11 protein-coding genes are annotated in these 13,411 nt (G+C 54.6%); 7 read left to right on the plus strand and 4 right to left on the minus strand.

Annotated elements, in window-relative coordinates; translation table 11 throughout:
• The 3 genes from galE to CJP46_RS32720 all read left to right on the plus strand — a co-directional run bounded on the left by galE (position 1) and on the right by CJP46_RS32720 (position 3,893).
• On the plus strand, positions 1 to 990 hold the full coding sequence (gene galE / locus CJP46_RS32710; protein WP_094599808.1) for a UDP-glucose 4-epimerase GalE: 990 nt from the start codon (positions 1 to 3) through the stop codon (positions 988 to 990).
• 12 nt (positions 991 to 1,002) lie between these two features.
• Positions 1,003 to 2,592, plus strand: a complete 1,590-nt coding sequence (locus tag CJP46_RS32715) for a UDP-glucose--hexose-1-phosphate uridylyltransferase (protein WP_094599809.1) — start codon at positions 1,003 to 1,005, stop codon at positions 2,590 to 2,592.
• 137 nt (positions 2,593 to 2,729) lie between these two features.
• Positions 2,730 to 3,893 (plus strand): iron-containing alcohol dehydrogenase, encoded by a 1,164-nt coding sequence (locus tag CJP46_RS32720; protein WP_094599810.1) that lies wholly within the window; start codon positions 2,730 to 2,732, stop codon positions 3,891 to 3,893.
• Positions 3,894 to 4,099: 206 nt separating this feature from the next.
• Here CJP46_RS32720 and CJP46_RS32725 read toward each other — a convergent pair whose 3' ends face one another.
• A complete protein-coding gene (locus tag CJP46_RS32725) occupies positions 4,100 to 5,650 on the minus strand; it encodes a serine hydrolase domain-containing protein (RefSeq protein WP_179281427.1) in 1,551 nt (516 codons plus the stop codon).
• 86 nt (positions 5,651 to 5,736) lie between these two features.
• Positions 5,737 to 6,312 carry a TetR/AcrR family transcriptional regulator gene (locus CJP46_RS32730; protein ID WP_094599812.1) on the minus strand — a complete coding sequence of 192 codons (576 nt, stop codon included), beginning with the start codon at positions 6,310 to 6,312 and terminating at the stop codon, positions 5,737 to 5,739.
• 289 nt (positions 6,313 to 6,601) lie between these two features.
• Between CJP46_RS32730 and CJP46_RS32735 the strand changes: the two genes are divergently transcribed.
• Together CJP46_RS32735 and CJP46_RS32740 are read left to right on the plus strand one after the other, a co-directional pair.
• Positions 6,602 to 7,138 carry an NfeD family membrane protein gene (locus CJP46_RS32735; protein WP_094599813.1) on the plus strand — a complete coding sequence of 179 codons (537 nt, stop codon included), beginning with the start codon at positions 6,602 to 6,604 and terminating at the stop codon, positions 7,136 to 7,138.
• Positions 7,138 to 8,673, plus strand: a complete 1,536-nt coding sequence (locus tag CJP46_RS32740) for a flotillin lipid rafts scaffold protein FloT (protein WP_256992642.1) — start codon at positions 7,138 to 7,140, stop codon at positions 8,671 to 8,673. The genes CJP46_RS32735 and CJP46_RS32740 overlap by 1 nt, the downstream gene beginning before the upstream one ends.
• 287 nt (positions 8,674 to 8,960) lie before the next feature.
• Here CJP46_RS32740 and CJP46_RS32745 read toward each other — a convergent pair whose 3' ends face one another.
• The gene (locus tag CJP46_RS32745; RefSeq protein WP_094599814.1) at positions 8,961 to 9,728 is read right to left on the minus strand and encodes a sulfite exporter TauE/SafE family protein; all 768 of its coding nucleotides are present in this window, start codon (positions 9,726 to 9,728) and stop codon (positions 8,961 to 8,963) included.
• Complete coding sequence (locus CJP46_RS32750; protein ID WP_094599815.1) at positions 9,725 to 11,197, minus strand: carboxylesterase/lipase family protein; 1,473 nt, start codon at positions 11,195 to 11,197, stop codon at positions 9,725 to 9,727. Before CJP46_RS32750 ends, CJP46_RS32745 begins: the two co-directional genes overlap by 4 nt.
• 128 nt (positions 11,198 to 11,325) lie before the next feature.
• Between CJP46_RS32750 and CJP46_RS32755 the strand changes: the two genes are divergently transcribed.
• Together CJP46_RS32755 and glcT are read left to right on the plus strand one after the other, a co-directional pair.
• Positions 11,326 to 12,255, plus strand: coding sequence for a LysR family transcriptional regulator (locus CJP46_RS32755; protein ID WP_094599816.1), 930 nt, complete (start codon positions 11,326 to 11,328; stop codon positions 12,253 to 12,255).
• Between the two features lie 101 nt (positions 12,256 to 12,356).
• Positions 12,357 to 13,211 (plus strand): glucose PTS transporter transcription antiterminator GlcT, encoded by an 855-nt coding sequence (gene glcT / locus CJP46_RS32760; RefSeq protein ID WP_094599817.1) that lies wholly within the window; start codon positions 12,357 to 12,359, stop codon positions 13,209 to 13,211.
• The last annotated feature ends 200 nt before the right edge of the window (positions 13,212 to 13,411 follow it).

Below are 13,411 nucleotides of genomic sequence, written 5' to 3' on the forward strand. Positions count from 1 at the left end.
ATGGCTATTCTCGTAACGGGTGGAGCAGGATATATCGGGTCGCATACGGTAGCGGCTCTTCTGGAGCGCGGCGAGGAAGTTGTCGTGCTTGACAATTTGCAGACCGGACACCGTGGAGCGCTGCTCGGCGGTAAGCTCTACGAAGGGGATCTGCGGGACAAGGAGCTGCTGGCGAAGCTGTTTGCCGAGAACGAGATCGACGCAGTCATCCATTTTGCAGCAAATTCCCTCGTAGGCGAGAGCATGCAGAAGCCGGTGAAGTATTATGACAACAACGTCTACGGCACGCTTTGCCTGCTGGAAGCGATGGACGCGGCGAACGTGCGCGGGATCGTCTTTTCCTCCACGGCAGCGACTTACGGTGAACCGGAACGCGTGCCGATTGTCGAGAGCGACCGCACGCAGCCGACGAACGTGTACGGGGAAACCAAATTGATGATGGAGCGCATGATGTCCTGGTTCGACCAGGTGCTGGGCATCAAATACGTGGCTTTGCGTTACTTCAATGCGGCCGGGGCGCATGACAGCGGCAAAATCGGCGAGGATCACCGTCCCGAAAGCCATCTCATTCCGCTCGTGCTGCAAACCGCGCTAAAGCAGCGCGAGAGCATCGCCGTCTTTGGCGACGACTATCCGACGGCCGACGGATCCTGCGTACGCGATTACATCCATGTGAGCGACCTGGCGGACGCGCATTTGCGGGCGGTCGACTATTTGCGTAAGGGTGAGGCCAGCAACGTGTTTAACCTGGGCATTGGCGAAGGCTTCTCCGTGAAAGAAGTCATCGAGACGGCCAAGAAGGTCACCGGACTGGACATTCCTGTCGTCGTGCAAGCCCGCCGCGCCGGAGATCCCGCCGTGCTCGTCGCTTCGTCGGAAAAAGCCCGCACCGTGCTCGGTTGGAACCCTTCGCGGACTAAGCTGGAGGACATTATCGAGAGCGCCTGGAGCTGGCATCAAAGCCATCCTGACGGATATGGCAAAGAATAAGGGGGAAGCGCATTGAATCCACAAACCGACACCACGAATCCCTTGAAAGAACAAGCCTTGCAGGCGATCGACCGCTTGGTGCGTTTCGCCCTGGACCACCGGCTCATTCAGGCTGAAGACACCGATTACAGCCGCAACCTGCTGCTGGATATGTTCGGCGTAAGCGAGCCCTCACTTAGCGGAACTGAGCCGGAAGCCGCGGACAGTCCGCAGCCGATGATCGACACGCTGCTGGATTATGCGTTTGAGATCGGCCTGATGTCGGAAAATACCGACACTTACCGCGACCTGCTCGACGCCAAGATTATGGGCCTGCTCATGGCGCGGCCTTCGGAAGTGATCGCAGAATTTGAGCGTACGGCCCAGAAGCAAGGAATTGAAGCGGCGACCGACCGATTTTACCGGCTGTCGATTGACTCGAACTACATCCGGATGGACCGGGTCAGCAAGAACGTATACTGGACGTATACGTCGGAATACGGCGACATCGAGATGACCATCAATCTGTCCAAGCCGGAGAAAAGTCCGAAGGAAATCGCCATGGCCAAGCTGCTGCCGCCGCCGGTCTATCCAAAATGCCAGCTGTGCCGCGAGAATGTTGGCTACGCCGGCCGGGTCAACCATCCCGCGCGCCAAAACCTGCGGATCATTCCGCTCAAGATGAATAACGAAAACTGGTTCTTTCAGTATTCGCCTTATGTGTACTACAATGAGCACTGCATCGTGTTCCACCACGATCACGTGCCGATGAAGCTGACGAAGGACAGTTTGCGGCGTCTGCTCGCTTTTGTGGACGTCTTCCCGCATTATTTTATCGGCTCGAATGCCGATCTGCCGATCGTGGGCGGGTCCATTCTGACCCACGACCACTTCCAAGGCGGGCGCCACACGTTCCCGATCCAGAACGCGCCGAAGGAAGCATCCTTCGCCCAGCCGCAGTTCCCGGACGTGACGGTCAGCATCGTCAAATGGCCGATGTCCGTGCTGCGGCTTGCGTCGGCGGACAGCGCAGTCCTGCTGGAATGCGCCGATTCCATCTACGAAGCATGGAAGCAGTACAGCGATCCGGAAGCCGGGATTTACGCTTTTACGGAAGAGGACGGAGAACGGGTGCCGCATAACACGGTGACTCCGATCGTCCATCGGACGCCGGACGGCGCTTACGAAATGGATTTGGTGCTGCGCAACAATCGGACCAGCGAGGAGCATCCGGCGGGGATTTTCCATCCGCATGCCGAAATGCACCATATCAAGAAGGAAAACATCGGCCTGATCGAAGTGATGGGCCTGGCGATTCTGCCGGGGCGACTGAAAGAAGAGCTGGATCAGGTCGCGGATATCCTCTCTGGAAATCGCGGTCTGTACGAAGAGCTGCTTCAAGGCGACAACCACCCGCTTCAGGTGCACAAACCGTGGATCATCCGTCTGGTGGAAGAACAAGGCATGGAGCGGGACAAAGCCGAGGCCTCGGAGTGGGTGCAACAGGAGGTTGGACGCATTTTTGTAGAAATTTTGGGCCATGCCGGCGTCTACAAACGGACGGAGGCCGGGCAGCTGGCGTTCCGACGCTTCCTCGCTGCGATGGGGTATGCCGAGGCGTAATTTCTTATAGTTGGGGGTGCACCCCCAATCAAATCAAACCGCTTTTTCCCTGTAAGGGAAGGGCGGTTTGTTTCTTCTGCGGCCGGAGGGTTATAATATTTAGGGCAACTCATTACATCATGGAGGCGAATCCGACAATGAAAGCATTTGAATTTCATAACCCGACCAAGCTGATTTTCGGCCAGGGTCAGCTGGATAAATTAAAGACCGAAGTTCCGAAATACGGGAAAAAGGTGCTGCTAGTCTACGGCGGCGGAAGCATCAAGCGCTCCGGCTTGTACGACAACGTGCTTGCGCTGCTTAAGGAAATCGACGCCGAGGTGACCGAACTGGCCGGCGTAGAGCCGAATCCGCGTTTATCGACTGTACATAAAGGGGTAGACCTGTGCCGGGCGAACGGCATCGAGCTGATTCTTGCGGTTGGCGGCGGCAGCGTGCTCGACTGCTCCAAGGCGATTGCGGTCGGCGCCAAATATGACGGCGATATGTGGGACTTCGTGGAACGCAAAGCCGCAGCACAGGCGGCCCTTCCGCTCGGCACGGTACTGACGATGGCTGCGACGGGCTCGGAAATGAACGGTGGCTCGGTCATTACGAACGAGGAAACGAAAGAGAAGATGGGCTGGGGCAGCCCGCATGCTTTCCCGGCATTTTCCATTCTGGATCCGGTGAACACGTACTCGCTGCCGAAGGACCAAACCGTCTACGGCATGGTGGATATGATGTCCCACGTGCTGGAGCATTACTTCCACCAGGAGACCAATACGCCGGTTCAGGACGGCTTCTGCGAAACGGTGCTTCGTACCGTCATCGAAACGGCGCCGAAGCTGATTAACGATTTGGAGAACTACGAGTATCGCTCCACGATCATGTACTGCGGCACGATGGCACTGAACGGGGTGCTCAACATGGGTATGTCCGGCGACTGGGCGACCCACAATATTGAACATGCCGTGTCGGCCGTGTATGACATTCCGCACGGTGGCGGTTTGGCTATTCTGTTCCCGAACTGGATGAAATACAACCTGAACGTGGATCCGGGCCGCTTCAAGCGCCTTGCCGTCAACGTATTTAATGTAGATCCGGCCGGCAAGAGCGACGAGCAGGTTGGGGAAGAGGGCATCCAGGCGCTTCGCGAATTCTGGAGCTCCATCGGTGCGCCAGCTCGTCTGGCCGATTACGACATCGACGACAGCCAAATTGAAGTGATGGCCGAGAAATCGGTCCGCTTCGGTCCGTTCGGCAACTTCCGCAAGTTGAACAAGGAAGACGTCATCGAAATTTACAAAATGTCGCTGTAAACCGCGCGCGGACCGTCAGCGAGAGTGAGGCAGGAACTTTCCTACCTGCGAAAAAATAGCTAAGGGGCTTTCCCAAGGTCGATATGACCCGGGTAAGCCCCTTTTGCCGTTGCGGCATCATGTATCCGGCATTGACGGTAATGATGGTGCTGCACCCCGGAGCCTGTCCTTTTATCCCTCATTGACGGTTGGGATGAACCGAGTCCTTAATGATTAACCGGGCGGCTCCGCCGTACCAAAATGCTCAGCCGAACCAACCGAATCGTTTCCAAGATTCCTTTCAGTGCCATAAGCACGGTCATCGTCTTCACCCAAAAGATGACGTCCGGCTGATAAATGGTGGCAATATGCCAAACCGGCACGACCTGGGTCATGCTCAAGATCAGGATGATAAACAAACCTGCAAAATTCAGAACGATGCCTGATATCACTTTGATTGAAATTCCATGATGACGGGATTGGTCAGCGTTCAACGGCCCAATGCAGCGCTTGGCAGACCGAACGAGAGTGTATAACAACCATACGCTGAGTATGAATATGATCCCATCAACTAGCAAGTATTTTTGCGTCATGCTTAGAAAAGATCCACCTGCTGGTTGTTCATTCATGATATTGATGACCCCGGAAGCGATATGGGTCGTCGTGATGATGTGTGATTTGAATAACGTGGAATCGATCGCGTCAAGTACGTTAGAGAACACGATAACTCCCAGTTGTTGTTCCGGAACGATATAAGCTTGGGCTTGGAAGCCGATCGAGCCGCCCGGCTGACCGATCACCGGCATATCGTTAATACGGCCCGTCATCCAACCCATGGCGTACGTTCCCGGAACAGGTTCGGTCTGCATAAGCCGAATTCCTTCCGGAGAGAGGACGGAATCCTTTTCAAATCGGCCGCCGTTGATTTGGGCAATCAAGTAATGGCTCATGTCCTCCGCGCTCGTATAGAGATAGCCTGCCGGCGCATCCCCTGGAATAAAAATATAGGGACCGTCGTAGGCAACGTTGTATCCGAATATCCGGCGGTAGGGCGCAGCCAGTCCGTGTTCAGCTGCTTCATCGAGAGTAACGAAGCTGTTATGCATCGACAGTGGGCTGAAAATATGCTCCTTTACATAGTCGCCATAGGACTGGCCGGATACTTGCTGCACAATATAGCCGAGCAGTACATAGTTTGCGTTCGAATACCTGTAAGGGTGTTCGGTTTGGTTGGATTGCTTCAAAAACTTTTCCGCATAGGACATGGCGTTTTTCTCGAGGGCGTCTTGATTGAGGTCGCTGATACTTGACAGCGTGTTGCTAAACGTTGAGATTTGGGAGAACCCGCTCGTTTGATTGAGTAACTGACGTACAGTAATGGACTTTGCACCGCTATACTTGGTGGGGATATAGCGCTGTATAGGTGCGTCCAGGTCGATTTTTCCGGATTCGGCAAGCTGCAGAACAGCCATAGCGGTAATCGATTTGCCGATCGAGCCTAATCCGAAAGGTGTTTCAGGGGTTACAGGACGACCTGAAGAATCGGCTTGACCATACCCTTTAAGGAAAAGGATCCGATCGCCTTGTACAATCCCGAGAGCCAGCCCCGGAAGATGCTGCCGCTTCATTTCACGAGCAATATACGCATCTACTTCGGAAAAGATTGAGTTGCCGGATTGCTCTGCTTTTGTGCTTTCCCCACCTCGCGCTGAAACGAATAGGGGGAAGATGGACAAACCGCACAAGATGATGGCCATGATCCTCATTCTCATGTTCATGATATCCCATCCTCTCTTGATCATGTTTTCATAAATGAATAATTTTAAATTCATTCACATCAAGCTAAAAAAAAGACCAACTTGAATCATTTATGATGATTTGTTAGTCCTTGCATAATAAATTCCGCTAAATATTGGGTGACTTTTGGGAAATATTGAATTCCGATTTCTTCCTTATGAGTATCGATGTAGACCAGCGAATCAAGGAAAACGGGCAGCAGCTCATCGTCGATGTCTTCTCTGATCTTTCCCTGTGCCTTCCAGCTTTTAAATAATTCCATGTAAAAAGCACGAAAAGAATCGATATTTTTGCTGCCTTCATTTCTATAGTATTGTTCAAGCTCCTTATAGAAATCCCGGCTATACCATTCTTTCAAAATCGGGTTGGTGTGAACAGCCTCGATATTTCTCATGATCAGTTGATTAATGACTTTCACAGGCTCCTGATCCAAATCAACCGATTCGATCAGCTGCTTCTTGAGGTTCTCATTCTCCTCGATATAGATTTCCAAAAACAGCCGCTCTTTGGATGAATAGTAGTTATAGAAAGTTCCAACGCCGATACCGGCGGATTGGGCTATTTCTTTAATATTCGTTTTTTTGAATCCCTTTGTACTGAACAGATTCTTTCCGTGTTTAAATATGTCTGATTTGATATCCATTGGATTAGCCCTCAACCTTTAGAATGAATATTTTTAAATTCATTCACATTAAATCATACAGATGACCGGACTGTCAAACATATCCAAAGATTTGGGCTGGTCACCTGGCTGAAGAAGACGGGAATGGCGCCGGAGGAGATGAGGCCGTGAGCCAGAAGGGATAAAAGGAGGATTTTGACGGAAAATTCCCGGGATCTTAACGAAAAAGGGAAATTTTGAAACAATTTAGGCACTTCAAGCGTATACCCTTATATAGACAGTCTGGAACACATGCAGGGGGGAACGGTGGATGGAAACGCTCTATTGGAGCTGCCTGGCAGGCGGAGTTATTTTTGCGGTGGTCAGCGTGGTGCTCGGCGATATTTTGAGCAATGCGCTGGATGGATTTCTCGATTTTCTGTCCGTTGACGTGCTGAAGCCGATGGTGATTGCGACGGCGGTGACCGTATTCGGAGGCGCAGGCATTTTGCTGCTGCGTTACACCGGTTTGCATCAGGGATTGACCGCGCTCATCGCCGGGATCGGTGCCATTGCTATGGCGGGTGTCGTCTATGTGGCGTATGTCAGGCCGATGGAGAACAGCGAGAATTCCACGGGATATTCCATCCGCGAGCTCGAAGGACGCATCGGCGAAGTTACGATTCCGATTCCGCCGGAAGGCTACGGCGAGGTGATGGTGAGGCTGGGAGCGGGTAATACCCTGCACATCGCCTCCAGTTTGGAGCACCTTCCTCTGCCCGCCGGAACCCGCGTCGTCGTTGTGGATGTGCTGGACGGCGTCCTGCGCGTGACCGGACTTGAAGAGAGAAAAGGAGATGTGGTTTGATGTCAGTGCCTGAATACTTAGTAATACCGCTGATCGTCATAGGGGTAATCGTTGTGCTTGGCTTGGCTTTTTGGGCCCGTTACAAAACGGTGGGACCGGATGAAGCCATGATCGTGACGGGATCTTTTCTGGGGAACAAGAACATATCGGAGGACGAATCCGGACGAAAAATCAAAATCGTGCGGGGCGGAGGGGCTTTTATCCTGCCTGTCTTCCAGCAGTCGGAATTCATATCGCTGCTCTCCCACAAGCTGGATGTGTCAACGCCGGAAGTGTATACGGAGCAGGGCGTGCCCGTCATTGCCGACGGCGTAGCGATTATCAAGGTCGGCGGTACGATTGAAGATGTCGCGACCGCCGCGGAGCAGTTCATCGGCAAGCCGATCGAGGCTCTGAAGGGCGAGGCGCAGGAAGTGCTGGAAGGCCATTTGCGGGCCATTCTCGGTTCGATGACCGTGGAAGAGGTGTACCGGAACCGCGACAAGTTTGCCCAGGAGGTTCAGGGCGTGGCGGCCAGGGATTTGAAGAAAATGGGCCTGCAGATCGTCTCCTTTACGATTAAGGACGTACGCGACAAGCAGGGTTATCTCGATGCGCTCGGCAAACCGCGGATAGCGGCGGTGAAGCGGGACGCGGAAATCGCCGAAGCGGAAGCGATGCGTGACGCCCGCATCCAGAAGGCGAACGCCGAGGAACAGGGGCAGAAGGCCGAGCTGCTGCGCGATACGAACATCGCCGAAGCGACGAAGGAAAAGGAACTGAAGGTGGCTTCCTTCAAGAAGGATCAGGATACTGCCAAGGCAGAAGCGGATCAGGCGTACCATATTCAGGAGGCGCGTGCCAAGCAGACGATGGTGGAAGAGCAGATGAAGGTCGAGCTGGTCCGCAAGGAGCGAGAGATCGACCTGCAGGAGAAGGAAATCCAGGTGCGGCAGAAGCAGTACGATGCGGAAGTGAAGAAGAAGGCGGACGCCGACCGGTATGCGGTCGAAGTCGCGGCCGAAGCCGACAAGGCGAGAAAAATGCTGGAGGCCGAAGCGCTGCAGTACTCCATCGAAACCCAGGCCAAGGCATCGGCCGAGCAGAAGCGGCTGGACGGCCAGGCCATTGCCGACGCGGAACGGGCCAAAGGTACCGCCGAGGCAGAAGTCATCCGCCTGCGGGGTCTCGCGGAGGCCGATGCGAAAGAGAAGCTGGCTGAAGCCTTCCAAAAGTTCGGCGAAGCGGCCATCCTCGATATTATCGTGAAAATGCTGCCTGATCTGGCGGGCAAAATTGCCGAGCCGATCGCTTCCATCGACAAGTTGACGGTGGTGGACACCGGCAAGGGAGAGGGCGCGGCACGCGTGAGCAATTACGTCACGGAGCTGATGTCGACAGCCCCGGAAATGCTCAAGAACGTGTCCGGCATCGACGTGGAAAGCCTCATTAAAGGCTTGACCGGACCGAAAACGTCCCCGGCTGCCGCAGCTGCTGCGCCTGCGGCGGCTCAGCAGGATTTGGTTACCCTGGAAGCGGGGGCAACGAAGGAATAAAGGAACTTTATGCGGGATAACCGGCGATCAGCATGCCGATTCGTCGGTATGTGAAGAGAGAGCCGAGTATCCCCATAGATCAGACAATGAAAAAAACGGCGGCTTGCTTTTGGGTACTTTACCAGAGAGAAGCCGCCGTTTTTGTTTGGATTGACTTTGTTGGGGGCTTTCAGGTACCGGTCAACCGGGCTGCCGACGATCATTTTCATACACACTTAGAAAAGAAGCCGGTCCGCAGCAGCGGACCGGCTTCGAGGGTTATAAGATGACATGTTCATCGATTCACACTACAGCAGCAATATCGCCGCACCCATCATCGGTGTGATGACCATGCATGTTTTCAGCCAACCGGCAGGAACGCGTTTTGTAAACTTCGCTCCGACGTAAGACCCGATCATCGTTCCGCTCACTACCGCAATGAGCAGCCGGAAATCCAGGTACCCGATCGTGAAGTAGCCTGCTCCGCCCGCCAGCGCAATCGGAATGATGACCATCATGGTTGTTCCCGCCGCATAGCGCATCGGCATGCCAAGCAGCAGCATGAGCCCCAACTGGATGAACGGTGTGGAGCCGATGCCGAACAGACCCGACAGCATGCCGGTAACAAGGCCGATCAGCAGAGCGCACGACCAATACCGCAGTCCTTTGGCGGCGGGCGGAGCCTGTTCCACGGACGCAATCGGCCGACGCGAAACGACCGCCATCCGCAGCCACAGGGCGAGCCCCGAGGCGAACAGCATGCCGGAAGTCATCAAGCCCAAATTAGCCTCCGGAATGAGCGATGACCAGCCGGAGCTGATCCACGCTCCCGCCGCACCGGCCAAACCGACGACGGCTCCCGATTTCAGCAGCATATTTCTTTCGCGGTAATGGCTGACCGAACCGGAAAGGGACGAGAAGAACATTGCCGCCAGCGCGGTTCCGAGCGCGATATGAATCGGATAACCGAACACGACGGTCAAAATCGAGATGATAAAACCGGAGCCGCCCGCACCTACGAAGCCCAGGAGCAGGCCTAGCAGAATCATAACGACAGAAATATCGATCAGCTTCATCGGTCCATCCTCCACACCTGGTGGGGAACGCCGATTCCAGCCGGGTTCGGCAGGTCTTCGCAAACGCGGCTGACGGTGTCCAGAACCATGATGGCCGGTTTCGTTCCAGTGACAGGCCATGCATGCAGCGCTTCGATATTGGGATCTCCGTTTCTTATGAACGCGATCCAGGCCTCCCGCATATTCCTTGCGAGCGGGTATTGCTCGGCTGGTACCGCGTACGGATCATCGGCTGGAGGAGCAGCTGGAGGCTGCGAATCCGGCGCCCAATGAACAAGGCTGCCCTCATAGCCGTGCGTCGCTCCGAGAGAGCCGCCTGCGCGAAGCCGGTACATCCATACCGGGGTTCCCGAGGAAGCCAAAGCCCCAGCAAACTGCAAAGCTCCAATCGTGTACAAATGCTCGGTTAATGCGGTGCGCCATGCATCGGCTGGGGACATCGTCCCGGCATAAAGCTGATAAGCATCCCATACGGCGGGAGCATTCCGTCCAAAAAGTCTGTCGAGCGGTTCCATGCCGGGGGATTGAAGCGAGGAATCATCACGGATGAAAATCGACGCTTCGTCTTCGTTCGTCCCGATCAGCAGCGGCGGCAGACCGGCGCTGGCGGCAATGTTCGCCAAAGGATCCAAGGGAATGACCTGTCCGTCCGCCACCGGACCGAACATGTGCAGGCTGCGCGGCGTATCCGGTCCGACAGCGGACTGCGCTTCGATGATTCGCGCAAACGGAATCTCCAGCAGCTGTTTTGGATCTGCACCGGACAGCCCCAGCTCTTCGAGGAGCCGGATAGTGGTGACGTTTGCGGTGCGCCGATCCCGAATCGCTTGGGTGGCGCCGCTCTGAAGGGTAGCGCGATGGAATAATCCGCGTGCCGCTTCCATGGCATAGAGCGAAGCGGTGCATTTGGCACCGGCTGAATTTCCGATGACGGTCACGCGGGCCGGATCGCCGCCAAATGCGGAAATGTTATGCTGGACCCACTGCAGCGCAGCCGCAATATCGAGCAGGCCGTTGTTCCCCGAGGCCGCATACTCCTCGCCGAGCACCTCACCCAGGTAGAGGAAGCCTAACGCTCCAAGGCGGTAATTGATCGATACATAGACGATTCCATCCTCGGCCGCATGCCGCAAACCATCGCAGTCGGCACCGCTGCCTGATACGAATCCGCCGCCGTGGATATACACCAATACGGGCTTTGGTTCATTACCGGATCCCGAAGTCCACACATTCAAATACAAACAATCCTCGGATTGTATACGTTCGCCACCGCCTAGTGGATCGGTTTTTTGGGGGGCGTGAGGGCCGAAGCGATCGCATTTCTTCACGTCCGACCATGAATGCGGAGGCGCCGGGGGCATGAATCTCCGTTTGCCCGTCGGTGGGGCTGCATAGGGAATACCCCGGAATACATAAATCCCGCTTAAGGATACTCCTGAAACTTTGCCTGATGCTGTTTGTACGATCAAGGTGTTCGTCTCCTATCCCTATCGGTTTGTGACTATTATATCTTGTTTATTCCATGAACTATAATATATATTGAATTATATTTATCATAACTTATGGGTTATGTTTGAAACAGAAAGAGGGAACCGAAATGGAGCTGCTGCAGTTAAAATATTTTCAGGTTGCTGCCCGAATGCAGCATATGACCCAGGCGGCCCGCAGCCTGCATATTTCGCAGCCGGCACTCAGCAAAATGATCGCCTCGCTGGAAGCCGAGCTGGGCCTGAAGCTGTTTGAACGGGAGCGAAAAAGCATACGGTTGAACGAGCACGGCAAGTTATTTTTGCATCAGGTGGATATCGCCCTACAAGCCCTTGAGGACGGCAGACTTCAGCTGCAGGACCTCGGCGGCTCCGCTTTTCCCGCCGTTACGCTCGACGTTCGCGCCTCCTCGCATTTGCTGCCGGACCTATTAGCCGATTTCCGCAAAGATTGTCCGATCGCCGATTTCCATTTGCTGCAGCATTCCGCAACTTTTGAAGGGGCGGCGAGCTTCGACCTTTGCCTTTCCGACGGGGCCGAACTGCCGCCGGGAACAACGTCGGTTTCCTTGCTTGAGGAGGAAATTTTCGTTGCGGTTCCCGCAGACCATCCGCTCGCTGACCGTAAGCATGTCGGCTTGAAAGAGCTAAGGGGAGAAAGCTTCATCACGCTGCCCCCGGGCAAATCGCTGCGCGAAACGACGGATGCGTTTTGCCGCCTTGCCGGATTTACCCCGCGCATCCGGTTTGAAAGCGACGATCCTGCCATGGTTCGCGGTCTGATCCGGGCCGGGCAGGGTGTTGCTTTTCTGCCGGCCATCACTTGGGGCGGCTCGACCGGGCCGGATGTCGTGCAGCTGCGGCTCAAAGAAAGCTGGTGCAGACGCTCGATTGCCTTGTCTTGGCCACTGGAACGGTATTTGACGCATACCGCTGTGGCGTTTCGCGATTTTGCCGTTGCCTATTTTGCCAGATTGGCTGAATCGCATCATCAGAATTTTGGTCGAGGGGAACAAAGCGGGGGACCAGGAAATGCATGATTTTGACAAGTATTCGTTTGACGAATCGGCCGATTTCTGATATTTTTGCTGTCTGTCAGAGATGATAAACTTATCAGGCGTCAGCAAATGAGGTGCATAGTGTGAGCAGTCTGCAAGTGAGCAAGGTGTTAAATAACAATGTCATCATTGCCGAGCATCCCCAGCACGGCGAGGTAGTGGTCATCGGCAAGGGGATCGGATTTAACCGGAAGACGGGGCAGGCCATTCCGCTGGCGGAAGTAGAAAAGATGTTTATTTTGACCAAACCGGAGGAGCAGGAGCAGTACAAGCAGCTGCTGCCGCAGGTAGACGAGAAACTGATTGAAGCCGTCAACGAAATTTTGCTGCATGCCGACCAGACCAGTTCCGGGGCTTTGAACGAGCATGTCCATATCGCACTGACGGATCACATCGCATTTGCGATCAAGCGCATGCAGCAGGGCATTCATATCCATAATCCCTTTTTGTACGAGACGAAAGAAATGTATCCCGAGGAGTTTCGAATGGCGGAATTCGCCGTCCGGCTGATTCATCAAAAACTCGGCGTGGATCTGGGTGAAGAGGAAGCCGGATTCATCGCCCTGCATATCCACGGCGCGCTGACCAACCAGCATATATCCGAAGTGCGCAAGCACTCCGAACTGATCAGTGATCTTGTCCACATCGTGGAAACGGAGATGGACTTCCGGGCCCCCCGGGATTCGCTGGACTATTCCCGCCTGATTACGCACCTCAGATTTGCCTTGGAGCGGATCCGCAGAGGCGAGGCCGTGGAAGAAACGGACACGCTGGACGCCTTAATGAAGCGGGAATATCCGGACACGTACCGTCTCGCCCAAAAGCTGACCGAAGTGATGGAGGAACGTCTCGGCCGGCCCGTATATCCGGCGGAAGCCGGATATTTGACCATCCATCTCCAGCGTCTGGTTCACAAAAAGCAGGGACGCGTGGACTGATCGAAGGCGGAGCAGAACTTAACCCCGCTAACGGATATCAAGCGCTTGCAACTTGGTGGGAGGGGTGCTACAATACTGTCTGTAATCAACCCAATTGAACAAGCATACGTGTTACTGATACGATCAGGCATGAGTAAACCTGTAGATCTTGGTTGTTTTGCCCATTACTCGGGCAATCTAACGCTTAGCGATAGAAACAG

Origin of the sequence: Paenibacillus sp. XY044 (assembly GCF_002257645.1) — a bacterium.
In the GTDB taxonomy this organism is placed as follows: domain Bacteria; phylum Bacillota; class Bacilli; order Paenibacillales; family Paenibacillaceae; genus Paenibacillus_AQ.

Excerpts from the sequence above, each read along its gene's own strand:
- CJP46_RS32720 (WP_094599810.1), top strand. The coding sequence starts at position 2,730 with ATGAAAGCATTTGAATTTCATAACCCGACCAAGCTGATTTTCGGCCAG.
- CJP46_RS32740 (WP_256992642.1), top strand. The coding sequence starts at position 7,138 with ATGTCAGTGCCTGAATACTTAGTAATACCGCTGATCGTCATAGGGGTA.
- CJP46_RS32745 (WP_094599814.1), bottom strand. The coding sequence starts at position 9,728 with ATGAAGCTGATCGATATTTCTGTCGTTATGATTCTGCTAGGCCTGCTC.
- CJP46_RS32730 (WP_094599812.1), bottom strand. The coding sequence starts at position 6,312 with ATGGATATCAAATCAGACATATTTAAACACGGAAAGAATCTGTTCAGT.
- CJP46_RS32735 (WP_094599813.1), top strand. The coding sequence starts at position 6,602 with ATGGAAACGCTCTATTGGAGCTGCCTGGCAGGCGGAGTTATTTTTGCG.
- CJP46_RS32725 (WP_179281427.1), bottom strand. The coding sequence starts at position 5,650 with ATGAACATGAGAATGAGGATCATGGCCATCATCTTGTGCGGTTTGTCC.
- CJP46_RS32755 (WP_094599816.1), top strand. The coding sequence starts at position 11,326 with ATGGAGCTGCTGCAGTTAAAATATTTTCAGGTTGCTGCCCGAATGCAG.
- galE (WP_094599808.1), top strand. The coding sequence starts at position 1 with ATGGCTATTCTCGTAACGGGTGGAGCAGGATATATCGGGTCGCATACG.